Genomic DNA, 24,957 nt, shown 5'->3' on the forward strand with positions numbered 1-24,957 from the left:
TTGCTCGAATGCATCCTGCCACCCTTTCAACACGCCTTCATCCCTTCGATCTGGCCCTGATCGTTGTTTACTTGATTGGGATTACGCTGTTTGGCCTTCGCTTCCGAAGTAAGAAAGATGCGAATTCGAGGTCGCTGCGGAGCTACTTTCTTGCCGACCAGAAGATTCCCTGGTGGGCGATCGCTTTATCGATTGTTTCGGCGGAGACCAGCACGCTGACGATCATCAGTATCCCTGGCGTGGCGTACGCAGGCGACTTTGGTTTTTTGCAGATCGTGATTGGTTACATGCTGGGGCGCGTAGTGGTGGCGCTGATCTTTCTGCCGAAGTACTTTGAAGGACGAATGCTGACCGCATACCAGTTGATCGATCAGCGCTTCGGGCATGTGCTGCATAAGGTAACGGCGGGGTTGTTTCTGTTGACACGAGCGGCGGCTGAGGGGGTTCGCGTGTTTGCGGTGAGCATCGTGGTGGGGATCGCAATCGGGACGCGCGATGTGCTTTCAATTGGGATTATCTCGGCGCTGACTCTGCTCTACACCTTTGAGGGTGGAATGGCGGCGGTGATCTGGACTGATGTGGTGCAGATGGTGATCTATATCGGAGGCACGATGGTGGCGATTTTTACGCTGGGAACGCATGTGCCCGGAGGGTGGTCGCAGATTCACGAAGTAGCAGCGGCGGCGGGCAAGTTTCGGCTGTTTCACTTCGCGCTGAATCTGACGCAGAGCTATACGTTCTGGGCTGGAGTATTAGGCGGGACATTCCTGACGATGGCCTCGCACGGCACGGACCAGTTGATGGTGCAACGTATGCTGGCGGCGCGAAACCTGCGGGAGTCGAGGCTGGCGCTGCTTTCGAGTGGCGCTGTGATCTTCCTTCAGTTCACACTGTTCTTGTTGATCGGCGTGGGGCTGTATGTGTTCTATGGATTGCATCCGACGACCTTCGCATCAGCAGACCGGATCTTTCCGACTTTTATAGTGCGAGAGATGCCGATTGGGATTGCAGGGCTGCTGGTAGCGGCGATTCTTGCGGCGGCGATGTCGAATTTGAGCGCGGCGTTGAACTCACTTTCGTCAACGACCGTGGTGGATTTTTATATGCACTGGCGTCCGGAGGCGGATGATCGGGAGCGTATGCTGATCTCGCGATCGAGCACTGTGGTCTGGGCTTTTGTACTGTTTGGAGTGGCTGTTTATAGCGTATTTGCCGGAGGCAAGGGGCATGTGGTGGAGGTGGGCCTGTCGATCGCGTCGGTCGCGTACGGCGCTTTGCTAGGGGTGTTTTTGCTTGGAACGCTGACCCGCTATGCGACACAGACTGGCGCCATCCTGGGGATGATCTGCGGATTCGCGCTGAACCTTCTGCTGTGGCTTTCTCCGGGGGTAATCAAATTGGGGCCGATCACGATTCCGCATATTGCGTTTACCTGGTACGTCTTGATTGGCTCTGTCGTTACGTTTGCGATTGGTTCTTTGGGCAGCTTGCTGTTTCGAGGGGATGGCACGACAAAAAACTCGCAGCGCTCTGCCAGTAAGGCAGCGGCGATTGTAACTTTGCTATCTCTTCCCTTTCTGCTTCCATCGCGAGGTACTGCAGAAGTAACGCAAGCGGAGACAAGCAACTTCAACGCGGTCTCGACGCTCGTGGATGAGGCGATGAGCGCGAAGAAGATACCAGGTGCGGTGGTGCTGATTAATCACGATGGAAGAACTGTGTTTGAGCGAGCCTACGGGAGCCGGGCGCTTGAACCGGTGGCAGAGCCGATGACAGAAGACACAGTCTTCGATATGGCTTCGCTGACGAAGTGTCTGGTGACGGCGACGGCGGTGATGCAGCTTTACGAGGCGCATAAGCTGCAGTTCGATGATCCGGTGGCCAGGTATCTGCCGGAGTTTGCCGCCAATGGGAAACAAGCCGTTACGATTCGTGAGCTGCTGACGCATTATTCGGGACTGCCGGAGGATATCGACCTGAAGGATACGTGGGGGCTGGCTGCTCCGGATAAAGCAGAGGGGATTCGGCGGGCGATGAATGCGACGCTCGAGACTGTGCCGGGAACGCACTTCAAGTATTCCGATATCAACTTCATCACTCTGGGAGCGCTGGTGGAGAAGATCAGTGGAGAGAGTCTGAACGAGTATGCGCAGAAGAACATCTTTGATCCCTTGGGGATGACGAACACCCGCTATCTTCCATTTGCAAGTGCATGCGGCCTGAAGGAGGTTCATGGTTCGGCTCTTTCACTTCCTTCGTCTTCGCCAGCGCGAGAGGTTCCATGCGCTCTTGATAGCTCTTTGGGGGTTCGAAGCGGGTGGGTTGTGAGTGCGTGGATTCCCAGAATTGCGCCCACTGCGTATGACAACGAGGGTTCGGCTGTGACGAATCCTGACTATGATCGGATGCTTCGAGGAACTGTGCATGACCCGACGACCCGGCGGATGGGAGGGGTCGCGGGACATGCTGGAGTCTTTTCTACTGCTGCGGATGTTGCGCTGTTTGCACAGGCGTTGCTTGACCGGCTTGCGGGAAGAGCGAGCGATTTTCCGTTAAGTCAGGCGACTTTGAAGCTGATGACGCAGCCGGAACAGCCGTTTACTGCCGTGACTGGCGCGACAATCTTTACACCGGATGGAAAAACGACTACAGGGGTGGCTTCGCGTGGCTTTGGCTGGGACGTCAACTCGGCGTTTTCGCGGCCGCGGGGCGAGGTTTTTCCGATTGGAAGCTTCGGGCATACAGGGTTTACGGGAACGTCGTTGTGGATGGATCCGGGCAGCGATTCCTTCGTTGTGATTCTGTCGAATGCTATTCATCCGCGCGGAGCACCTCCAATCTCAGTGCTGCGTGGGCAGGTAGCGACTGCTGCGGCTCGTGTCTTGCGCATCGGCGAGAGTTCAACTGCCTCCACAGGAACTTCCCCAACGCTCACTGGAATCGATGTACTTGAGGCCACTCATTTCGATGCGCTGGTGCGGGCTGCGAAACGTCATGGCAACCATCTGCGTCTAGGAGTGCTGACAAACCAGACCGGAGTAGATCGTGAAGGTCGGAGGACCATCGATATCCTGCAGCATAGTCTTCCCGAGGTTGAGTTGAAGACTCTGTTCTCTCCCGAGCACGGCCTTCTGGGAGTGAAAGATACGGTCAAGATCGGTAACGATGTGGACCCTGCAACTCAGCTGCCGATCTTCAGCCTCTATGGCGTGAAGCCTGAGCAGCGTCGTCCGAGCCTGGAGTCTCTCAAGAACCTCGACGCAGTGGTGATCGATCTGCAGGATGTGGGGGTCCGGTTCTATACGTATGAGGCGGTGGTCGGATATTTTCTTGAAGCCGCCGCACAGGCGCACATCGAAATCATCTTGCTGGACCGTCCCAACCCAAACGGAGGCATTGAGGTGCAGGGTCCGGTTTCGGACGCCGGTGCGGAGTCTTATAACAACTACATGCCAATGCCTGTCCGCAACGGCATGACCCTGGGAGAGCTGGCCCTCTACTTCAACAGCGAACGCCGGATTCCAAGCTCTACCTCTCCGAATATTCTGGTTCCTATCCATGCACAGCTCGTTGTGGTGCCGATGCATAACTGGTCTCGCGAGCAGTACTTCGATGAGACGGGTTTGAAGTGGACCAATCCTAGCCCGAACTTGAAGAGTCCCGCAGCAGCTACCCTTTATCCAGCCATTGGATTAGCCGAGATGACCAACATCTCTGTCGGTCGAGGCACGGATAAGCCGTACGAGCACATCGGAGCACCCTACATCAATGCGCCGGAGCTAGCCGCTTATCTCACTTCGCGCAAGATCCCAGGGGTGAGCTTTGCGCCGACCAGTTTTTCCGTCGCAGAGGACTCCAACCATTATCCATCTCATGGAAAGACAATCCCGGGGATCGACTTCACCGTCACCGATCGCAAGGCGTTCCACTCACCAGAGATGGGAATCGAGCTCCTCAGCGCGCTCCACCATTTGTATCCGGATTTCCAACTGTCAAAAGCCGCGTACCTAGTGACTAATGTGGACACGATGCAGGCGCTGACCAACAAGGACGATCCGCAAAAGATTGCGATGGGATGGGCGGCTGACCTGGCTGCTTTTGCACACCGCCGTGAGACCTATCTGCTCTATAAGTAGTTTTGGTGAGGCTGGGAGTATGAACCGTTCGCGCAACTAGAGCCACGATATTCATAGCCTACCGACAGTATTTACGTCACAATAGTGGAACGTTCTTAGATTGAGGGACTCCCCAATGCCCCGCATTAATTTTCAGCAGCAACTCGTCGCTCTCAAAGACAAGCTCCTGGCCATGGCGGCGCTCTCCCAGCAGGCGCTTTCGTTGTCCCTGGAGGCGTACCTGACTGGAGATTTAAGTCTCTGTGACCATGTGAAGGAGATAGAAGCGGCGATCAACACTGCAGAGCGTGATGTCGATGAGATGGCCTACGATCTGCTGGCCAAAGAGCAGCCGATGGCAATCGACCTTCGCTTCATTTTGTCAGTCATTAAGATCAACGGCGACCTGGAACGTATTGGGGACCAGGCTACCAACATTGCTTCACGTACTCAGTACTTGCACGATTCCCCGAAGATCTCTCTGCCAATCGATATTCCAGATATGGGCGAGAAGGTCGGAGTGATGATTCGCCGGGCGATTCAGTCCTTGCTGGAGGCAGACGCCAAGCTGGCGGAGTCGGTGTTGGCCATGGACGATGAGATCGACGACATGAACCGCGATGTGCAGAACGAGTTGATGGAGGTGATGCAGCAGCATCCAGTTGTCAGCGGACAGGCGCTGAATGCCATCATCATCTCGCGAAATCTGGAGCGCGCGGCAGATCACGCCACAAACATTGCAGAAGATGTCATCTTCTGGGTTCGCGGCTCGGACGTGCGGCACAAGCTCTCCCTTGCCGAAGCAGATTGAGTGACGGAGAGGCCGTCTTGGCACCTTGGCCAAGAGCGATCATCCATTGAAGTGGTTGGCTTCCTTGACGTGCGGTTCCGTCGCAACTAACCTAAGTTGATGGTGAGTTCGCCTTCAACGCCGTCAGAAGTCTGCTGCAGTTGTTGTCACGACTGCGTGCGCCGTAGCCTTTGCCAGTTTCGTTTCCTTCCCTTCTAGTAGCGAAACTCTAAGCAAAGCCATCGGTGCCCACTGACCTAGTGGGCTTTCTTATTTTGCAGATATAAAAGGACTCTTTCCCATGAGCAGCTCAGCTATACCACCCCTCAAAGAAACCAAAGCACAGAAGTCCGAACGGCTGAAGCTGGCGAAGAATCCCTGGGAAGCATGGGAGGAGGTTCGGCAGTTTGCTAAAGAAGGCCGTGACTCAGTTCTTCCGGAGTGGACTGGGCTTTACTTCAAATGGTGGGGGGTGTACACGCAGGGCGATGGTGTCGGCGCTACGGGGGGTGTTGGCGGCGAAGGAAAGGCCACCGAGTACTTCATGATGCGAATCGGTTTGCCGAACGGGATTCTGACCAGCGCGCAGCTGCGTGTGATTGCCGACCTGACGAAGAAGTACGCACGGAATCTCGCGGATATCACGACACGACAGAATATCCAGCTGCATTGGTTGACGATTGAGGCATTGCCTGAAGTGGTGGATGCGTTGACCCTGGTTGGGCTCAGTCCAAAGGGTGCATGTGGCGATGTGGTCCGCAATGTGACGGGCTGCCCTCTGGCTGGAATCGATGGACACGAGATTATCGACGCCTCACCTCTGGCTGTGGAGATTGCGCACAAGCTGACGGCGAACCCCGAGTTTTATAACCTGCCGCGAAAGTTCAAGATCTCCGTAACGGGATGCCCGTTGTGGTGCTCGTACCCTGAGATCAACGATGTTGCACTAACTGCTATCAGGCGCAATCTCGACGGCAAGGAAGAGATCGGTTATACGTTGCGGGTGGGTGGCGGCCTCTCGACAGAACCTCACCTCGCGGTACGGATTCCTGCTTTCATCCAGCAGGACCAGGCATACGCCGTAGTACATGCTACCGCCGAGATCTTCCGTGAACAGCAAGAGTTGCGTGAGAATCGTACTCGTGCCCGGATCAAGTACCTCTTTATGCGACACGGCTGGACCGCAGAGTCCTTTCTCGAGGCGCTTGAGACCAAATTAGGTTGCAAGCTGGATCCCAGCCCGATGTCTCAGGACGAGATTGCCGATGACGTTTACCGTGATCACATTGGTGTAACGCCACAGCGGCAGGCTGGTTTGTCCTCGGTCGGAGCCAGCGTTTTGCGTGGCCGCATCTCCGGAGATCAGCTTCATCAACTGGCTGAACTAGCCGAACAGTATGGGAACGGCGAGCTGCGGACGACGATTATGCAGAACATCCTCATCGTCAATGTGCCGAATGCGAAGACGGCTGATCTCACGTTGACGCTCAATGGAATGGGGCTGCAAGTCGATGTCTCCGTGTTTCGGCGCGGTGCGATTGCCTGCACCGGCACCGAGTTTTGCAAGCTTGCGATTGCCGAGACCAAAGGTTTCTCGAAGTGGCTGGTCAGCGAGATGGAAGAACGACTTCCGGGCTTCGATCAGCAGATTAAACTGCATGTAACCGGCTGCACGAACAGTTGCGGACAACACTGGATTGCCGATATCGGACTCGAGGGCAAGAAGATTAAGAAAGATGGGCAGTCGGTGGATGCCTTCTACTTTTGTGTCGGGGGGGCCGTGGGTAAGTTTGCACGGACCGCTCGGCCGCTGGGCTACCGCGCAGCTGCGGACGAGGTTCCAGACGCGATTGAGCGACTCTTGCGCGGATATCTCGCAGCGCGTCAGCCGGAAGAAGATCTTCGAGCCTACTTCGCCCGCACCGATGACGATAGCCTTCGCGCTCAGCTTGCGGGGACGGTAGTAGACGCGGTGGAACGCGATGCACCGCCTGTTGGCGCCGGCCGACATGCGCCGGGGGAGTAGCCTAGTTCCATGGATCTTTTCCCTATTTTTCTGAAGATCGCGGCCCGTCCATGCATTGTGATTGGTGCTGGAAACCTTGCCGAAGCAAAGATCGAATCGCTAAAGACAGCTCATGCCAAAGTGACGGTGATTGCACCCACAGCTTGTCCTCGCGTTCTAGAGATGGCTGCGGCCGGAGAGATCGATTGGCAGCAGCGAGAGTATGCTGAGGGCGATCTGGCTGGACAGTTTCTGGTGGTTGCCGCCACGGATAATCCTGCCGTGAACCGAGCTGTCTTTCAGGAAGCGACTGAAAACAACATTCTCTGTAACGCGGTCGATGATCCGCCCTTCTGCGACTTTTACTTTCCTTCGGTGGTCCGGCGGGGTGATCTGCAGATCGCTATCTCGACTGCTGGAGCGAGCCCAGCGCTCGCCCAGAGGCTTCGCAAAGAGATCAATGCGCAACTGCCGCTCGACGCCGGAGACTGGCTGACCGATCTGGGTAACCTGCGGCGCGAGGTGACGCAGATGGAGCCGTTGAACGAGGAGCGGAGGTGGTTGCTTCACCAGCTGGCGCAACGTGAGGTGTGCGGCTACGAGTCCTGCCCGTCCCGTTTACTTGCCCGCGAGCATGCTTTGAAAAATCCACTGCCTGAGAAGAAATCGTGAACGCAGCTGCACAGCCTGGAACCGTCTATTTAGCAGGTGCGGGCCCCGGGGATCCCAATCTACTTACCTTGCGTGTGCTGCGGCTTCTTGAGACTGCGGATCTTATTCTTCCTGACGACCTGGTGTCGGCTGAGATCTTGTCTTTGGCCCATGCCGGCGCCGAACTGATACCGGTTGGGAAGCGGTGCGGGCAACCGCGGATTACCCAGGCGGCGATTCACGTTCTTATGCTGGAGGCCGCGCGTGCGGGCCGGTCTGTGCTTCGAATGAAGTCGGGAGATCCGCTGATCTTTGGACGTGCAGGTGAGGAGATAGCGGCCCTGCGGGATGCCAGGATCCCTTTCGAGATCGTTCCGGGGATCACTACGGCGTTTGCGGCAGCCGCAAGACTAAGGACGCCTTTGACAGACCGCAGCGCTGCTTCGAAGCTGATCCTCGCCACGGCGCACCATGCCGCGGACAAGGTTGAGCTTGCGCCGAAGTGGGCAGGGGCTCTCCCGGAAGATTCGACGCTGGTGATCTATATGCCTGGCCGCAGGTTTCGCGCACTGGCGGAGGATCTTATCTCCTCCGGGATCCCCAACGTGACCCCATGCGTGGCGATCAGTAAAGCTACGACCGTTGAGGAGCACGTTTACAGTACGACTCTCGGTGCGCTTGATGATGATGCTGTTGGCCCGGCACCGGTGATCCTGCTGATCGGCAACGCCATTCAGGTGCAGGAACAGGCAGTAACCGCTGAGAGACTCTCTACGCTTTGAATCTGCGCCGAATTGCACCGGCTGCGCCGGCTACTCCGGTCAACACAAGAATATAGCTGGATGGTTCCGGGACAGCTGGAGTTACTGGTGTATCGGGGGTGCCAGGTGTACCTGGTGTGCCCGGTAGATCAGGTGTACTGGGTGTACCAGGAGTTCCGGGTGTGCCTGGTGATACAGGAGTGCCCGGAGAGCTCGGAGTTCCAGGGGTGCTGGGTGTGCCTGGAGTGCTGGGTGTGCCTGGAGTGCCGGGGCTGGATGGAGTGCCAGGGCTCGAAGGAGCGCTGGGAGACTTCGGAGCGCCCGGAGCTGAAGGCGGTGCTGAGGATACCGTTCCGGGGAGGCTGGGAGCATAGCCGCCGCCAATGCCTGGCAGATAGGGGTAAGGACCCTGGGGCGACTCGGGCGAGACCCCGCTGAGAACTGGAGACGAAGGAGCGCCGTTTGAGGCGATCAATTCGCCGGGGGCGGTCGGGAGCACGTCGACCGGGCTGCTAAATGGGCGCTCCGCGTGGAACGGCGCAGGAGTCTCTTCGGCCACCAACGGCCCGTCAGTGCTCTCTTCCGGCAAGACACCGCAGGCCAAGTTTACGTGGCGAAGCGTTTGGCGGGGAGTCATGCGAGGCCCCTTTGCAACAGCAGGGACCAGCTTAGGCTTAGGGTGAACCATGGCAAGCTTGCCTTCGGCGTAGAGTCTGGCGCGGCGCTTTGCCGCTGCGATGCGTTGGACCTGACGGGAGTGTGCCAACTCGCGGCGGTAAGATACGAACCACCGTTCACAGTCGGTAGACGCGCTGACACAAGTTGCCGAGGCACTTACAACGATCACCAGAAGCAGAAGATAGACGGAGCGACGCATAGTTCACCTTGGGAAGATCTCGTTCTTATTTAGGAAGAACTTGGAACGTTGGTACTGTTGCATATGCTGTTAGCAATCGGCTGACCAAAGTAGTTTGCACGTTCAACATGCTGAATCTTGCAGTATTTCGGTAAAACCTTTGCATGGTTGGGAATATATTACCCTGTCCTAGCGAATTGTTTTCCCTTTTTTTCTCTCTTGGAGTACGAAATTGCTGCTCATCCAGATTTTTTCGCCGTGAGTGCGCTGTATTGAGGTTGGCTTAGTATGGTCAGACCTCGGGTTGGCTCCCCCTTATGGCAGGTCATCCGTTCGGCAACTGTTTGCAGGTGGCTGCTCCCTGGCCACCAAGTTTGGCTATCACGCAACTTTTCTCCAGATTCGCGTTCTAATAAAGTAGGATGTCGGCTCTGATTCGACGGACCGAATCTCGCAAAGCCACTGACGCCTAGCGGCGTACTGGGCTTGGCTCAGGAGATTTGAAAATGCGCTTTCTACGTTATCTCGCTCTACTCTCCATCCTGATCGTTCCTGCCGCAGCTTACTCCCACGCCCAGGTATCGGTTGGCGTAGGAGTGGGCCTCGGATATGGGGACTACGGTTACGGTGCTCCGGTTTGCTCCTATGGCTATTATGGCTATGCCCCCTACTCTTGCGCTCCCTACGGCTACTACGGCCCTTCGTGGTTCAGTGGCGGACTCTTTATTGGTGCCGGCCCGTGGTATCGGGGTGGCTATTATGGCTATCGCGGTGGCTATGGCTACGGCTATCGCGGCGGCTACGGATACCGTGGCGGCATAGGTTACCGTGGCGGCTACGGCGGTTATCGTGGTGGCTACGGCGGCGGATATCGCGGGGGCTACGGTGGTGGGTATCGCGGAGGTTCGGTTGGCGGCGGCTACCGTGGCGGTGGTGGCGGATTCCATGGCGGCGGTGGCGGAGGCGGCTTCCACGGTGGTGGCGGCGGTCACGGCGGCGGCGGTGGACACCGGTAAGAGCTGAACCGTTATTTGCAACTAGAGCGGCTGCGGGCATTATGCCTGCAGCCGCTTTTCTCTGTCGTAACTCCGGAGGGAGCCGTCAGTCACTCCAGAGCTAGACCAGGCGACACTCTGCCTGCTTGGTGGCTTCGTATATCTGGTCGAACGATTCGACGGCGTAGAGCACGGGCTGCATCTCGCTGGTCTGAAACTCCTGATTGAGTACGGCGTCGAGGTTGAAGTCTTTGACTTCGCAGCCTCCGGCGAGCACCCGGGTGCACTCGCCGTGGGAGGAGATGAGGCCGCTGCCGTAGACCTTGATCTCGCCGTTCTGGCGGATGAGACCGAATTCGACGGTGAACCAGAAGAGGCGGCCCATGCGTTCGAGGGCCAGGGGGTCGGTGAGGCGAGCGCAGATCTTTCCGTAGCTTTCGAGGAAGTCGGCGAAGACGGGGTGGGCGTGCATGGGGACATGGCCGAAGACGTCGTGGAAGATGTCCGGCTCCGGGGTGTACTCCATGGAGTCGCGTGAGCGCAGCCATGTGGTGGTGGGAAACATGCGGGCGGCGAGCATCTCGAAGAAGGCATCGGCGGGCAGGAAGCCGCTGACCGGGGTGGACTGCCAGCCGGTTCGGGGCTGAAGGAGGGCGCTGACCTCGGAGAGGTTGGGGAGCTGGTGCTCCTGGAGGCCGATCTGGCGGAAGCCGTCGAGATACTCCTTGCAGGCGTGCTCGCGAAGCTGGGGCATGCGGCGAGTTACGAGCTCGCTCCAGATGGCGTGCTGTTCGGGAGTGTAGTCTGCCCAGGTTTGTTCGATGAGGTAAGGTGCGGCTACCTTCAGCTTGCCCTGAGCCAGATTCAGCGTTGAGGTTGCAATTCCCATGGGGTGTACTCGACTCCTTGTGCCAGCAGAAGGATACATCTTTCTGCCTACCATTGTTTCGGAGGGGTACCCCCTGGGGGTGTGGGTATTTTGGGCGTAAAGTCTTTACTTTGTTTTATTTACAGGGTGATGCTGCCTGTAAAGGCAATAAATTACTTAGCTAACCCAATCCGAAATTTATCTCTTGTTCTGATATTCGTCCTTTGGGGAAGTATTCCATCTTGGGCATTTGTACAGAGCATATCGAGGGTCTCCAGAATCATAGGCCAGTGCTCCAGTTCGACCGATGGTCGGGTCGACTTTAACTGTGAACACACAAACTTCTATGTTGTGCATTTTGCCCAAGGTTTCATACCTGACCTTTGCGTAAAAATAAACGCTCGGCTTATTTATGCCCCGAGCCGGATCGGTTTCAATCGGAAAGCTGTCCAAGACTTCTTGCGATGGCAGTTGTTGAAGATAGATATTATTCTCCACGGGGACCTCAGGTTCGAGAGGGATAAGCTCCTTGATCTGCTGCTCCACTGTCTTCCACTCACTCCACAGAATGTCGATGAGGTTGCGGATCTGCGGTGTCAGGTTGGCATCGGCGTTCTCGAGAACGTCGGCCATGGCGGCCTTCAGCTTCGCTGGAGTCTGTGCAAAGACCATACCGCGTTCGAGCAGGAAGGCCCTCAACTGGTTGATGACTGCCGTGCGCCGCGAGATGAGACGGTCGCGCACGCGGTGGATCGCCTGGAGGTCCAACTGGTCGTCCGTCTTAATCGGAACAAAGCGCATGTTCTTGCGTTCGACAGCTTCGGCAATGGCCTCCGCATCGACAAAGTCGTTCTTGTTGGACTTCACGAATGGCTTCACAAACTGGGCTGCGATCAGCCGGACATCATGGCCTTGCTTACTTAACGCCCGACCAAGAAAGTGAGCCCCGGAGCAGGCTTCCAGGCCGATCAGCGATGTCTGCAGGTTCGCGGTGAACGTTAGCAACTGGCGCTGCGTGAACTTCTTCTTCACAAGCACCTTGCCGGCTGCGCCGAGCGCCACAAGGTGAAAGGTAGTCTTACCCAGGTCGATGCCAACCGAATGTATCTGCATAGCGATGATCCTCCTTGTCACAAGCTGCTTCTACGATCTTCCTGCTCATGCAGGAGAATCAAGCGGCGGACCATCTCATTAGTCTGCTTGTCGCCAGTGATCAGCCGAGCTTCCCACAACCGCGTTTATCCGTACCAAGCGATATTCGCTACGGGGCGGAACATCAGCGGCCTTATCAAACTTCCTATATCGAGGAACTCGCAAGCTTGAATTCCAGCGTTTCGACTCCGCGAACCGCTCGAACTCTTTTCGTCTTTGGTTCGGAACGATTCAGTATTTTACGAAGGTCCACGAGAGAGGTAACAGCTTGCCTCTCAATGGAAGTGATGAGATCACCTTTGCGGAAACCAAGCTCTTCTGCCCGGCTGCCCGCTGCAATCTTGTTGACGAGTAGGCCCGGTATATCGGGCAGGCCAACAGCTCGCCGCATTTTCGTCGACGCACGGGAATCGAGCAGAGTCATGCCAAGGTAAAGCTGACGACCGTGAGCTACCTCCTCTTCAAGGCTGACCAACCATTTGCGCAGCAGGGCAATAAGCTGAGCCCTCTCAGCGCGATTAAGTCCGCCGACCAAGCTGCTTTCGTTCTCAAGATGTGCAGGAATGGCATCTTCAAGAAGGGCCACACCCTTGGCAGTTAAAGTGACGAAGACGGAGCGACGGTCTTCACTGTCAGGGGACCGCTTCACCAGTCCTTGCTTCTGAAGAGCATCTATTCTGAGACTCATGCTTCCGGATGTGCGGAAAAGACCGCGCATTAGATCGCGTTGTGTCATCTTGTAGGGATTTCCGTTTCGACGAAGTGCAGCCAGAACATCGAAGGAGGCCCTTGAAATTTGAAACTCTTCGAACTTCGCTTCAAGAGCGCGATCAACATGCTCCATGATGCGTCCCGCTCGCCCGATGATTTCAACCGGAGCAAGGTCATACTCAGGTCGTTCAGCTTTCCATTGTTGGACGACTCGATCAACGTGGTCTAGTGGCATAGCTCATATCATCGCATCAGCAGTAGCTCTGTCAAAAGCATTTTGATTCACATTTGCTTTACTTCAAGCAAATGTCTAGGATGAGTTCATTGCGCGGAGGAGTGATGGAGCTCAAGGAATATCAGATCGCCTCGAATGGCATCTCCCTGCACGTGACAGAGATAGGGGACGGTCCAGCCGTGCTCTTCTGCCACGGGTTTCCAGACACCGCGTATACGTGGCGCGGGCAGATGAACGCTGTTGCATCCTCAGGTTATCGAGCAATTGCGCCTGACATGCGCGGGTACGGACGCAGTTCAGCGCCCACAGATCCAACCGTATATACGCCGCTGCACACGGCAGGCGATATGGTCGGGCTCCTCGATGCTCTGAAGATTCCCAGTGCTGTGATCGTGGGCCACGACTGGGGCGCAACCCATGCCTGGAACGCCGCCATGATGCGTCCCGACCGATTCAAAGCTGTGTTCTGCCTGGCCGTGCCTTACTTTCCGCGTGGTGATGTTAGCGTCTTCGAGCGAATGCGGACAACAGGTCACGAAGACGACTTCTACATGTTCGAACAGATGAAACCGGAAGCCGATCAGATCTGGGCCGATGCTGCAGTGACAATTCCGGGAATGTTGTATTGGGCCTCGGGTTCAGCTCCGACTGATATGCGATGGAACCCTCTGGACCCTCGACGCAGTCTTCACCGTCCCGCTCCCGGGCCATTGCCCTCATGGGTACGGCCTGATTACCTTGCGCACAACGTGACGGAATTCCAACGCACAGGCTTTCACGGTGCGCTGAACTACTATCGTGCCGCCGAGTTCTATTTCGATCTGTCCGCCGCATGGAAAGGCGCGAAGATCACCCAGCCGTCGTTTTACATCTCCGGAAAGGCCGACGGCCTGGGGGCGCTTAATCCCCCTGCCGAAAAGCTGCGAGCCGGGCTTCCTGGACTCGTCGGAAACCTAGAACTCGACAATGTAGGCCACTGGATACAACACGAGGCCTCCGCCGAAGTCAGCGAAGAGCTCGTGAATTTCCTGCGCACGGTGAACCCTGCATAAAGGAGCTCGCGATGGCAACATCCTCCCCACTCACGGACACCACCTTCAGTTCGCGACGCCACACTACGCACTATTGGCAGGCTGGACCTGCCGATGGGCCTTTGTTGATCTTCCTTCACGGCTGGCCCGAGATTGGCCTGGTCTGGCGCGCGCAGATGGAGGCCTTCGCCTCCGAAGGCTGGCATTGCATTGCGCCGGATATGCGCGGCTATGGTGGTTCGACTGCGCCTGTCACCCCGGACGCCTATGCCCTGAAAGAGATCGTGGAAGACATGGTCGAACTGCATGACCACCTCGGTGGAAACCCGGCCATCTGGGTAGGGCATGACCTCGGAAGTCCGGTTGTCGGTGCGCTGGCCGCACATCACTCCGAGCGAAGCCGCGGCGTTGTCTTTATCTCCGTTCCCTACATACCAGAAGCCTTCGCGCTATCCAATCTCCTGCCGCTCGTAGACCGCCAGCTATATCCCGCCGATCAATATCCCTACGGACAATGGGACTACTATCGCTTCTACCTGACCCACTTCGATCGGACGGTCACGGACTTCGATGCGGACATCCCGGCGACCCTCGCGGCGATATACCGCAGCGGGAATCCTGAATCCGTGGGCAAGGTGTACCGCTCTGCGATGATTACGCGCAATGGAGGTTGGTTCGGATCGGCACATCGTGCTCCAACCGTGCAGCCTGATGACGCACTCTGGCCCTCCGCTGACTTTGAAACTCTGGTCGGAGCCTTTCGTATCACGGGATTCCGACCTGGAAACTCCTGGTATTTGACCGACAGCATTAACATCGCGTACGCGCACGAGGCGCCGAATGGCGGCAGGTTGCGCCAGCCGGTGCTGTTTATCAACGGAGACTTCGACGGCCTCTGCGATATCACCTACAACCGTTTCGGTGAGCCGATGCGCAACGCGTGTCAGGACCTTACCGTTACCAGTCGGCCTTCTGGCCACTGGCTGCCTCTCGAACGCAAGGCGGAAGTGACCGAAGCCATGCGTTCCTGGCTCAAAACAAAGGCGCTGTAATTTCGTGACAAGGGTATTCCCCAAGGAAAGACAATGACCTCACTCAGCACGCCACCTGCCTCCAGCCCCCTCGCTTCTCTGAAGATCAACCATGCAGCCATTCGCGTGCCAGATTTTGACGAAGCGGTTGCCTGGTATGCCGACAAGCTCGACTTTCGGTCGAAGCAAACAGTGTCCGTAGCCGGGCTCAGCTTCGGCTTTCTCTATCCAGCCGGCGACGATGGTTTCCATTTTGAATTGATGGCCGGCCCGGGCGCGGGGGAACGCCCCGCTTCTAAAGATCTGCATGACAGCTACAACATGTCTGGATGGCATCACCCCGGTTTCAGTGTCGATAGCGTGGACGCTGTGATCAACGAATTGAAACGCCGCGGCGTGACCGTCGCCAGCGAGCCACACGACGTACCCGCAATGGGTCTCCGAGTCGCGTTCTTTGCCGATCCCTGGGGGAACCTCTTCGAGGTTATCCAGTCCATCGCCCCATAAGGAGGCCGGGGCCGATGCCAAAGATATTCAAGAGGTGTTAGTCCTCATAAGTCGGCTTGTCGTCAGTAATCGCTTGTTGACGATAGGCGCGCTAGCATTATCTATGCAATTGTCTCTTCCCGAACAAGGATGATGAAGATGGAAACGGCGAGTTGTACTGAGCAGTTCATCATCAAGCGATTCGATACGCCACGGCGTTCTCATTCCTTTGGCGTATAAGGCGAGGGACAACCACCAACGCACCCGCGCGGCTTGGGTCACATGAAGTGTCTTTTCGCGTATGAACTGCGTACTTTGACCCCTGCGAGCCGAATACGCTTTCACCAAGTCGTGAAGGTCAAATGATTCACCGGGAACCTCAAACTTCTCATAGTCAGACCAAGACTTCGGTATATAAATCAGGCACACCGCACCTGGTCGCGAGGCCCGTACACTATCAATCGCGTTCCATCCGGATCTTCCCGGCGCGACGCACGGCCACAAGTCGGGCAGATATGTACGTGGATTAGCAAAATGCGGGACCAACTTGTGTCCTCTTCGTTCACAGCGCGGTGCTCTGGGTTTGTGTAGGCGCGGCTCTGGGATCTTCGCAAATGTCTACCTCGCCAAGCCGCGCCAAGCACCACGTGAGCAGCCATTGGACTTTTCTTTGTTAGTTCCCATGAGTGCATCGGGATGGATTCAGCAAATTCTTTAGAGCGTTTCCGGTCGCAAGAAACCTCGCCAAAGTCCCAAGTTCCAGTTCAGTTGGCCCTACAGGAACTTGGCAGGGCCATCCGTCAAGAGAGGTCCGTTACGGAATCCGTCGACTTTCTCTGAAGCTCCCTAGGATCTCCAGAAACATCTTCTCGGTATCGACGTACTCATGGAAACCGAAGCGGCGAGCCTTCGATCGTCTGCGAAACAGTGGTCATCCCAAGAGAAGACGAAGTCGCCGAAACCCCACGATGAGACGTCCTTATATGGTGTCTCTAGGAGGTCTGTGCTTCTCAATGATTGCGAGACAGAGTGATTCCTCCTTCATGACAGGTCTAGGTGCATGGGAAGAGCCGGTGCCCTTCGTGCTTCCAACTCCGTCATGTACGAGTGCCATCTGGGCATTACGAATCTCGTCGTAGGTGCACGCCACTCCTAGCCCATAAACGGTGGGTGAAGCCCTCATATGAACAGATCAGGATTCCTGAGGTGTGCCAATATGCCATTCAGCTCCGGAGCTACGTCTGTCGCAAGCTGATGTCGATCCGGATAGTCGCCGTTATTCTGGAATCGGAATGGTATTGGCGGATCGGCGAACAATCCATTAAGCCGTTCCTTCAGGGCCTTTTTCGCGAGTTCGACTCGCGCATGCGTCATGCGAACCGAGTCGTAAACAGCGAAGGTGGGAACGACTTCCATCCCAGAAAAGAATAATGTTCCGTGAGTGATAGGAAAGAGCATCTGCTCCAGCGAACCATTGATGCCCCGCCCGCCATAGTCTTCTATGGGGCCGCCTACCGTCACGGAGAGCAACGCTCGCTTACCCGCAAAGCCTCCTTCTCCGTAGCGGTATTGATTGCCCGCTCCTTTGTAACCGTATGCTAAGCCAAAAGCGAAAACGCGATCCACCCAGCCTTTCAGAATTGCCGGAAAGCTAAACCACCACAACGGAAATTGGAAGATGACCGCGTCAGCCTGGCTCAATTTCGCCTGCTCTTCCTGAACGTCAGCCGTTTGCGTGGCATTTGCATACGCGAAACCTGATTCTCGAATGAAGGCGAGCCTTTCCTCGCTCTCTCGTTTTAGAAAGTCGTCAGCGTCGAAGACCGCCTTCCAGTTCAACCCATAAAGGTCGCTCTCGATAACGCGATGTCCGGACTCCGCCAGATGGGTCTTCGACACTTCGACGAACGTGCGTGTCAGCGATGTGGGTTCTGGATGAGCATGTACTAGTAATACGGTCTTCTGCATTCGGCCTCCTCTAGATGGTGATTCTGAATTCTATGGATGTACAGATGAAGGTCGACAGCTATAAGTTGCATTAATAGTTATACTTACACAAATGTGATGTACTATCAAAAAGAATAGTGTCAGGGAGAAGAATGTCATGAAGCAGCGCCGTTTCAAAGACTATGAACTGGAAACTGGATGCGGAGTGGAGGCATGTTTGGAGGTTATCGGCGGAAAGTGGAAAGGACTCATCCTCCACCACCTTATGGAACATGGAACGCTTCGCTTTAGTCAGCTTCAGAAGCTAAAGCCGGACCTAAGTCCGCGGATTCTCACTGCGCAACTTCGGGAATTGGAGCGGGACGAGGTCATCCTTCGCAAGGTCTATCCAGTCGTTCCACCGAAGGTGGAGTACTCGCTTCTGCCCGCTGGAGAATCCTTGCGAGAACTCATTCAGGCTATGCAGAACTGGGGTGATAGTTTCCTAATTCGCAGCAATGCACCTGTGCGAAAAAAGGTTCGCTGAATTAGCTGGTGTGAGGAAGCACGCACCTATGTCTTTTGAGCGCAGCAGGCAGGCAAAGGGGGATGTGCCGAAGGCCCTCCGCGAACGCCACGACGCTGCGCCGCTGCTGGAAGAGCGAGACGAGTATTTGAACTATTTGCTTCACCGGGATACCAGCACACGGCGGGTTGTCGTCAGTAATCGCTTGTTGACGATAGGCGCCCTAACATTATCTATGCAATTGTCTCTTCCCGAACAAGGATGATGAAAATGAAAATGGCGAGTTGTACTGAGCAGTTCATCCGAACGGTTCCAAAAGCTGAGCTTCATGTGCATTTGCAAAGCACGCTGGAACCCAAAGTGCTGTTTCGACTGGCTGAGCGGAATCGGATGGCGTTGCGGTGGCCGTCAAAGAACGCTCTTCGCGCTGCTTAGCAGTTCGCTAACCTTGAGAACTTCCTCGCACTGTACTTTGAAGGTTGCCGGGTCCTCGTGACCGTGCAAGACTTCTACCATGTAACCTCTGCAAATCTTGCGAAAGCCAGCCAACAGCAGGTGCGGCGAGCGGAGCTGTTCCTCGGGCTACGGAAATTTGCTGAGAGCGGCGTGCCGCTCGAGACCATCTTGAATGGTGTGCTCGGCGCTATCGAGGATTCGCGGTTGAGCAGCACCGTGAGCGCCGCATACATTCTGAGCGTTCACCGCCACAGGCCTATTGACGAAGCCTTGCAGCTTCTTGATTCCGTAGTTCCCAGGTCGGAGCACATCGTCGGTGTCGGCATGGGAGGCCCTGAGGTGGGCTATCCTCCGGGCAGGTTTAAGCCCTATTACCTGAAGACCAGAGCGCTGGGTTACAGAACAACCGTCCACGCTGGAGAAGAAGGACGGGGCTGGAGAAGAGATGCGGAGCTTCTTCGGCTTCGCCCCGTTGGCTGGGTCTCTTGCATCTAGCCCTTTACGATTGAAATCCCTATCATCAAGGGCGCTAACTACCGGCTATCCTTCAACGGTAAAAACAATTGAGACGACCAATCAATTACCTTGCAGCCCCGAAATGCTTGCCGACCCACGGTGCACAATCGGTGTATCCTCCCTGTGTTCGAGCGCCCACTTCGCAATTTCATCCTTACGCGCAAACCAAACGTCGTCGTGGCCCTTCGCATACGTTAAGAATCGATCAAGTACGCGAATACGATTCGGATGGCCATTGATCCGGTCGTGCATGCCTATGAGCATCAACCTGCGGCGGCCCGCGCCCTCTTCGTACAACTGGTCGAACTCGTCTTTCAGTGCCTGTTCATAGGCAAGGGGGTTGTAGCCCTCCAGTGGGAAAGACGAGATATCGTTCATGCTGAGCGTATAGGGGACGGTCACGAAGTCCTTGCCCTTGACCGGAATAATGAAGGGTTCATCGTGGCTTGGTTCATCGATGGTGTACAAGAAACCTAACTCCTGAAGTGTCTCCAGGATGTTGACCGAGTTGCGCATGTAGAAGGCGTTCCAACCAACAGCCGTCTGCCCTGTAATCCGATGAATGGCTTCTTGTGAGTCGGCGATGAAGCGTTTCTCTTCCTCGCGGGAGAGGTTGTAAGAGGACGACCATGTGCGGCCATGAGCTGCTGCTTCATGCCCGCGACGTACGACCTCCTGAGCTACATCAGGAGCATTCTCAATGGCTTTACCGACCATGAAACACGAAGCCTTGATGTTGTGTTTATCGAATAGGTTGAGTGCCCTGGGTATTCCTTCGTAATGCCCATATGCGAAGAACGCATTCGCCGGGAGGTCTGGTAGACCGTCTAGGATTGGACCGAAGGCGCTCTGGGCACCCGAGATGGGCTGCCCTCCGCCTTCGAACATGAGAGAGATGCTGACGGCCAAGCGTGCTCCGTTAGGCCAGAACGACTTTCCTTTAGGTTGACTCTGCATGTCTTCGTTTTCCTTCGTTGTTGCGGCAAGGCTGGAATTTCCGTTCATGAGGGCTAATGCTCCAGCCGCGCCGGCACCAACCGAAAATTGTCTGCGAGTCATCTCCACGGTGCTTTCCTTCCGCGTTCTAAATACTGATTGCATGTAATTAGTAAAGAGTGGCAACTCGTGCCTCTCTTTACCTATTGACGGGTGACACCTTCGCTTCCGCTGGGATCAAACTCCCGTCTTGCCACCATCTACGACATAATCGGCTCCAGCTACGAAACTGCTTTCATCACTCGCAAGAAAAAGAATGACGTTCGCTGACTCGTCTGCGGTACCCATACGCTTGAGTGGGACAGATGAGGCTAATAGTTTTCTGAGTTCGGCATCCCGCGTCGGATCGCGATCCACCAGACCGGAGATCGCCGGAGTGTCCGTGGGACCTGGACTAACAACATTGACCCTGATGTTGCGATCAGATAGTTCAGCAGTCCACGTTCGCGCCAGCGAGCGCACGGCTGCCTTCGTTGCCGCGTAGATGCCAAAATTTGCGACCCCTTCGATGGATATTTGCGACCCGACAAGCACTACGGACGAGCCGGAATGCAAAGAAGGAAGAGCTCCCTGAACCGTGAAGATCAGCCCTTTCACGTTCGCATCAAACGTCCGGGAGTAATGATCTTCGGTGTACTCTCCTAGCGCGCTGAACTCCCCACCACCGGCATTGGCCACAACAATATCGAGCTGCTGGTGCTGTTCAGCAATAACGTCGTACATGCGGGAAATATCACCCAGGTTCGACACATCGACTTTGATACTTTGCGACTGCTCGCCCAGAAGTTTGCTGGCCTCTGCGAGTGTGGCCTCTTTTCGCCCAGTTATGTAGACAAAAGCTCCTTCTTTGATAAACAACTTTGCCGTTGCCAACCCGATCCCGCTATTGCCTCCAGTGATCAACGCTACCTTGCCACTCAGTCTGCTCATTCGACTCTCCATAGATATTTAGTGTTTGCTGCGGTTGCGGTTGTAAAGATCGCCGATATTGCCCACCAGGCTGGCATACACAATATCCGGCTATTCGCGCGTCATAGCTGCCCTCAATAGCTCACGCGGGCGGGAGCAACTCGCGATCCATTCTCGAATAAGCATTACAGAAAGATCGCGTACGATCATTACAGATGTCGGCGACTCTGCATCGGATTCAAGAATCTTGCGTCTAAAGAATATGAAGACCTCGAACAAGCTCGGAAGACCTGCTGCCTTCGACAAAGACGCCGCGCTCGATGTCGCGATGCGTCTGTTCTGGAAACAGGGTTACGAAGGCACGTCCATGGCGGATCTCTCGCACGCGATGGGCATTCACCCGTCCAGTATCTATGCAGCGTTCGGCGATAAGCAGGCACTTTTCGCGCTTGCGGCGAAACGCTATATCGAAGTACCGGGACAGTACATGGTGCGGGCGCTTGCAGAGCCGACATTTGAAACATTCATACGGGCTGCGTTTTACAACACGGTGGAGTTCCTGGGTGGCAAGGAATACCCGGCTAGCTGCTTTACATTGACTGGGTCATTGTCCTGCGGTGTAGACACGGAACCTGCCAAGGCTCTGATGCTCGATATACGGCTTCGGAATGAAGCCGTGCTCAAGGCCCGTCTTCTCAAGGCCAGAAGAGCCGGAGAGTTCTCCAAAGAAGAGAACATCGACGATTACACCCGCTATCTTTCGTCGCTACTCAGTGGTTTGGCAGTTCAAGCCGCGAACGGCTCCACGAAAGCCCAGCTCAAGCGAACCGCTGAACTGGCTTTGAGGCATCTGGGAATCGGCTTGCTAAGCGAGGGTTAGTCCCGAGGCACACCAGGATGTGATCGGACGATAAGAATGCTCAACCTGCCACGGGTGTTGATTCTGGCAGTCAGTCTTTGCCTTCTTGCGAGTTGGGGTTTGAAGTGCTGATCCGCGGCGGCCCGACGAACCTGTTCCGCTTAAGGGCGGCGATCAGTCCTCATAAACGGATTTCACGTCAGATAGGCACCGCAGGCATTCAAGGGCAAAGTGCAGAAGGGGGAACGTCTTCTGCCGCGCAGCCGGCGGGCGGAAGGCCGGAAGGAAGATGGAAGTGGGTGCAGGGAGAAACCGTCGAGGTGTCTCCCTGCCGCCGTTTTGTGGCGGATACAACGCAAGCAAAGGGCGGCAGGTTCGCCGCCCGTCTGCCTGTCGCAACTAAGCAGCTTTCTTCGCGACCTTGGCCGCTGGTTGCGCTGCCTTCTTCGCCTTGTCCTTCACTGCGAACTCCTGCTTCACCTTTGCGGCGATGGCTTCGGTGTCTACCTTGTAGGCGGTGGCAGCTTCCTTGAGGATCGCAGCGGGATTCCCCCGCAAGGACGCCAAGAGGATGCTAGCTTCCACCATCAGACGGGAGAGCGTGCCTTCATCGGCTCGACGAACAAAGGCAGTCAGAGCCTTGCCGATGCCTCCATCATCCCGCTTCTGGCGGATGCCGTGCTGCCTTGCCAGCATCTCGACGCGGTTCTCATCCATGACGCTTACCAGCTTTTCGAGAATGAATAGCAGGTCACGCTTGAGCAACCGAACCGGAACGGCAGCGCTCACAGCGGCAAGGACACGGAGGCCGGTCGTGTTGGCGACGGCTTGTTCCTTGCGCTGCTTCTCCTGCTCGGCCTTCCATTTCTCATCGTTGCGGCTGGTTGACTGCTTCGGATGATGGACGGGGCAGGACGGATTGGCACACACCTTGTGGATGGTGCCAACGTCTGCGCCTTCGGTGATGATGGCCTCGGTGGTGAACTTGCACACCTTGAACTCGGGCCGCTTCGCGTCGTCTTTCGACTTCGGCTTGTCATCCCGAATCGCGGTATACCTGTTCCTTGGCAATACAGGGCTTCCATCTTTCTGTGCGCCATAGGCCGCGCTGATCTGCACCAGTTCCGGCTTCGCCGCAACGGTCTGCGCGATGTGCGCTGAGACTTTGGCCGCGTAGCAATTGGGATCGGTGCATCGGTCGCCCTGCCTTCCGAGGTCATCGCCGAACAGCAGCTTGTTGTGTCCTGTCCTCTTGGGGCAGTCGGCACAACTGCCAGCGGTCGGGACAAGCTGCGCATCGCGCTTGTTGAACGGCGCATCTTTCAGGACTAACAGGATATTGCTGTCAATCCAGAATTGCAGGTTGCGGACGGGCAGCAGGATACGAGCGGGTTTCGATCCGCCGTTGTAGACCTCCTTGAAGCAAGCTTGAAGCGCGGCTTCCTGCTGATCGGCGGGCAGCTTCGCCAATAGGAGTGCATGGCCGACGCCAATCTCATCGGCGTAGAACGCATCGACTGCTGCGGGTACGAGGTCGCTCAATCTCAACCTCGAAGCCACGAAGACGGGAGATTTGCCCACCTTCGCCGCGATCTGCTCGATGCTGTACTTGGGGTCTTCCAAGTCCAGCAAGGCGCGGAACCCCTGCGCCTCTTCCATCGGGTGGATTTCGGACCTGACAAGGTCCTATCCATCCGGCTCCCCAACCGAGCACTCCGGCACCAAACAGCGCGCCGAAGAGTCCTGGGATCGCGTCCTGAAAGCGACCCGACATCATGCGGATTCCCGCGAAAATGAGACCGCCGAAGCAGATGACGGCGCCAGCATAAATCGCGAAAGTTTTGAACGTGCCCATTAAAGTTTGAGCGCCAGAGAAGTCCATCGTTCCCTGTGCGTGAGCAACACCTGCGAAGGCGAACGCGACAAGCGTTGGCCCCATCACACGCGCTGCGTGGAGTAGTTTTCGATGAAGATTGTGTGTTCGGAAGCATGAACGAAGTGGCATTGGCATTCTCCTGATGGCGTATTCGCTTCGCCATGAGTGAAACCTAAAGCCGCTTCGTTTCCTCGTCCAACAGTTCCTATCTATTTCGCCACACATTTTGTCTATGGCTACGGTCACGGGCTCAACCGAGCAACTCTAGTTGCTCGGGATGTCGCGTCTTCGACGGACGCTTGCTTCTCCTCGAAGCTGACCAGGTCTGCTGAAAGAATCGTTCGATGAATGGGAGCGCAACATGATCCATGTGGCTCGCATGAACAAAGGCGGTATCTGCCGTCCAATTGACACCCGCAATCGGTCGCGTAATTAAGCCAGGATCAAGAGGCGTTAGCTGGTCGATCAGCGCAAGACCGTAGCGCTCTTTAACCATCCATTGAATCTCTGAGGGAGTGCGAGCGGCGCAGGCTAAATGAATCGGGATGCCTACTTCCTTGAACATTTCTACCAGTCGTGTATGTGCCGAGGGATGCAGCTCTGGGTCGCGGAATATTGTGATGCGTTCCGCTACTTCATGAATGTCGAGTTGCGCGCGATCAGCGAGTACATCATCGGACCGCATGCAAACCACTAAGGGAGACTGAGCGATCTGCTGGACGTTGTAGAGAGTCGCATCCACTGGCAGGGGAATAATCGCACAGTCGAGCGCCCTGGCATCGAGTCGTTGCAGGCACAGCAGAGGATCGCCGCTCCACAGTTGAATGGCGCATCCGGGGAACATCCCTTCATAGTTCTCTCGAAATCTTTCAAGGAGCTTCGCATTGATGAAAGAGGAGAAGCCGAGGCGCAACGGTGGCACCTCATTGCGCTGGACAGCGAGGGCCATTGCCAGAGTTTGGTCCCACTCTTTCAGCGTGTTCTCTGCGAAGCTCGCAACGATGCGGCCCGCCGAGGTGAGCTTGAGACCATTCTGCAAACGGGCGAACAGCAGAAGCTCAACGGTGTCTTCGAACTTTCCTATTTGAGAGCTGAGTGACGACTGTGCAACGAAGACTTGCTCGGCGGCGCGGGTAAAGTTCAGCGTCTCTGCGGCCGCCTTGATGTATCGGAGGAGACGGAATGTAAGGGAATCTGACATCGGCC

At 56.1% G+C, this 24,957-nt stretch carries 20 protein-coding genes and 2 pseudogenes; 12 read left to right on the plus strand and 10 right to left on the minus strand.

All coding sequences use genetic code 11. From position 1 onward, the window contains the following. Nucleotides 1–8 precede the first annotated feature (8 nt). The 5 genes from GSQ94_RS01465 (at nt 9) to cobA (ending at nt 8,343) form a co-directional block, all read left to right on the plus strand. Nucleotides 9–4,136 carry a sodium/solute symporter gene (locus GSQ94_RS01465; protein WP_158941643.1) on the plus strand — a complete coding sequence of 1,376 codons (4,128 nt, stop codon included), beginning with the start codon at nt 9–11 and terminating at the stop codon, nt 4,134–4,136. A gap of 115 nt (nt 4,137–4,251) precedes the next feature. Next, nucleotides 4,252–4,926: a phosphate signaling complex protein PhoU gene (phoU, locus tag GSQ94_RS01470; RefSeq protein WP_158941533.1), complete on the plus strand. Its 675-nt coding sequence runs from the start codon at nt 4,252–4,254 to the stop codon at nt 4,924–4,926. A gap of 280 nt (nt 4,927–5,206) precedes the next feature. Beyond that, nucleotides 5,207–6,931, plus strand: coding sequence for a precorrin-3B synthase (gene cobG, locus GSQ94_RS01475; protein WP_158941534.1), 1,725 nt, complete (start codon nt 5,207–5,209; stop codon nt 6,929–6,931). Between the two features lie 9 nt (nt 6,932–6,940). Next, nucleotides 6,941–7,582: a bifunctional precorrin-2 dehydrogenase/sirohydrochlorin ferrochelatase gene (locus GSQ94_RS01480; protein ID WP_158941535.1), complete on the plus strand. Its 642-nt coding sequence runs from the start codon at nt 6,941–6,943 to the stop codon at nt 7,580–7,582. Next, entirely contained in the window at nt 7,579–8,343 is a 765-nt protein-coding gene (gene cobA, locus GSQ94_RS01485; protein ID WP_158941536.1) for a uroporphyrinogen-III C-methyltransferase, read from the plus strand. Before GSQ94_RS01480 ends, cobA begins: the two co-directional genes overlap by 4 nt. On the opposite strand, the gene GSQ94_RS01490 is transcribed toward cobA, so the two are convergent. Beyond that, nucleotides 8,333–9,199: a PEP-CTERM sorting domain-containing protein gene (locus GSQ94_RS01490; RefSeq protein WP_158941537.1), complete on the minus strand. Its 867-nt coding sequence runs from the start codon at nt 9,197–9,199 to the stop codon at nt 8,333–8,335. The two genes, cobA and GSQ94_RS01490, sit on opposite strands and share 11 nt — an antisense overlap. 485 nt (nt 9,200–9,684) lie before the next feature. Between GSQ94_RS01490 and GSQ94_RS20945 the strand changes: the two genes are divergently transcribed. Further along, nucleotides 9,685–10,194, plus strand: coding sequence for a hypothetical protein (locus GSQ94_RS20945; protein WP_174240864.1), 510 nt, complete (start codon nt 9,685–9,687; stop codon nt 10,192–10,194). Nucleotides 10,195–10,294: 100 nt separating this feature from the next. On the opposite strand, the gene GSQ94_RS01495 is transcribed toward GSQ94_RS20945, so the two are convergent. From GSQ94_RS01495 to GSQ94_RS01505, 3 genes are all read right to left on the minus strand, one after another. Further along, nucleotides 10,295–11,062: a phenylalanine 4-monooxygenase gene (locus tag GSQ94_RS01495; RefSeq protein WP_158941538.1), complete on the minus strand. Its 768-nt coding sequence runs from the start codon at nt 11,060–11,062 to the stop codon at nt 10,295–10,297. Between the two features lie 177 nt (nt 11,063–11,239). Beyond that, complete coding sequence (locus tag GSQ94_RS21230) at nt 11,240–12,154, minus strand: IS110 family transposase (RefSeq protein ID WP_256369949.1); 915 nt, start codon at nt 12,152–12,154, stop codon at nt 11,240–11,242. A gap of 184 nt (nt 12,155–12,338) precedes the next feature. Beyond that, a complete protein-coding gene (locus GSQ94_RS01505) occupies nt 12,339–13,139 on the minus strand; it encodes a MarR family transcriptional regulator (protein ID WP_158941539.1) in 801 nt (266 codons plus the stop codon). A gap of 80 nt (nt 13,140–13,219) precedes the next feature. On the opposite strand from GSQ94_RS01505, the gene GSQ94_RS01510 reads away from it, so the two are divergent. From GSQ94_RS01510 to GSQ94_RS01520, 3 genes are read left to right on the plus strand one after another with little or no spacing between them, the layout of a single operon-like run. Next, nucleotides 13,220–14,191, plus strand: coding sequence for an alpha/beta fold hydrolase (locus GSQ94_RS01510; protein ID WP_254063525.1), 972 nt, complete (start codon nt 13,220–13,222; stop codon nt 14,189–14,191). An 11-nt stretch (nt 14,192–14,202) separates the two neighbouring features. Continuing rightward, nucleotides 14,203–15,222: an alpha/beta hydrolase gene (locus GSQ94_RS01515; RefSeq protein WP_158941541.1), complete on the plus strand. Its 1,020-nt coding sequence runs from the start codon at nt 14,203–14,205 to the stop codon at nt 15,220–15,222. A 33-nt stretch (nt 15,223–15,255) separates the two neighbouring features. Continuing rightward, nucleotides 15,256–15,708, plus strand: coding sequence for a VOC family protein (locus tag GSQ94_RS01520; protein WP_158941542.1), 453 nt, complete (start codon nt 15,256–15,258; stop codon nt 15,706–15,708). Nucleotides 15,709–16,866: 1,158 nt separating this feature from the next. Here the strand turns inward: GSQ94_RS01520 and GSQ94_RS01530 are convergent. Next, entirely contained in the window at nt 16,867–17,655 is a 789-nt protein-coding gene (locus GSQ94_RS01530; protein ID WP_158941543.1) for an NAD(P)H-dependent oxidoreductase, read from the minus strand. Nucleotides 17,656–17,791: 136 nt separating this feature from the next. Between GSQ94_RS01530 and GSQ94_RS01535 the strand changes: the two genes are divergently transcribed. Next, nucleotides 17,792–18,160, plus strand: coding sequence for a helix-turn-helix domain-containing protein (locus GSQ94_RS01535; RefSeq protein WP_158941544.1), 369 nt, complete (start codon nt 17,792–17,794; stop codon nt 18,158–18,160). A gap of 432 nt (nt 18,161–18,592) precedes the next feature. Then, nucleotides 18,593–19,090, plus strand: a pseudogene (locus GSQ94_RS01540) (hypothetical protein); the annotation flags it as partial. A gap of 81 nt (nt 19,091–19,171) precedes the next feature. Here the strand turns inward: GSQ94_RS01540 and GSQ94_RS01545 are convergent. Next, on the minus strand, nt 19,172–20,170 hold the full coding sequence (locus GSQ94_RS01545) for a polysaccharide deacetylase family protein (RefSeq protein WP_254063527.1): 999 nt from the start codon (nt 20,168–20,170) through the stop codon (nt 19,172–19,174). A gap of 114 nt (nt 20,171–20,284) precedes the next feature. Beyond that, nucleotides 20,285–21,049, minus strand: a complete 765-nt coding sequence (locus GSQ94_RS01550) for an SDR family oxidoreductase (RefSeq protein WP_256369950.1) — start codon at nt 21,047–21,049, stop codon at nt 20,285–20,287. Between the two features lie 229 nt (nt 21,050–21,278). Here GSQ94_RS01550 and GSQ94_RS01555 point away from each other — a divergent pair, with 229 nt between their 5' ends. Next, nucleotides 21,279–21,896, plus strand: a complete 618-nt coding sequence (locus GSQ94_RS01555) for a TetR/AcrR family transcriptional regulator (protein WP_158941546.1) — start codon at nt 21,279–21,281, stop codon at nt 21,894–21,896. A gap of 378 nt (nt 21,897–22,274) precedes the next feature. On the opposite strand, the gene GSQ94_RS01560 is transcribed toward GSQ94_RS01555, so the two are convergent. From GSQ94_RS01560 to GSQ94_RS01565, 3 genes and pseudogenes are all read right to left on the minus strand, one after another. Then, nucleotides 22,275–23,534: a chromosome partitioning protein ParB gene (locus tag GSQ94_RS01560; protein WP_254063545.1), complete on the minus strand. Its 1,260-nt coding sequence runs from the start codon at nt 23,532–23,534 to the stop codon at nt 22,275–22,277. 25 nt (nt 23,535–23,559) lie between these two features. Further along, nucleotides 23,560–23,880 (minus strand): annotated as a pseudogene (locus tag GSQ94_RS21235) (hypothetical protein); the annotation flags it as partial. A 121-nt stretch (nt 23,881–24,001) separates the two neighbouring features. After that, the gene (locus GSQ94_RS01565; RefSeq protein ID WP_158941547.1) at nt 24,002–24,952 is read right to left on the minus strand and encodes a LysR family transcriptional regulator; all 951 of its coding nucleotides are present in this window, start codon (nt 24,950–24,952) and stop codon (nt 24,002–24,004) included. Nucleotides 24,953–24,957: the final 5 nt, after the last annotated feature.

The organism is Granulicella sp. S190, assembly GCF_009766095.1.
In the GTDB taxonomy this organism is placed as follows: domain Bacteria; phylum Acidobacteriota; class Terriglobia; order Terriglobales; family Acidobacteriaceae; genus Edaphobacter.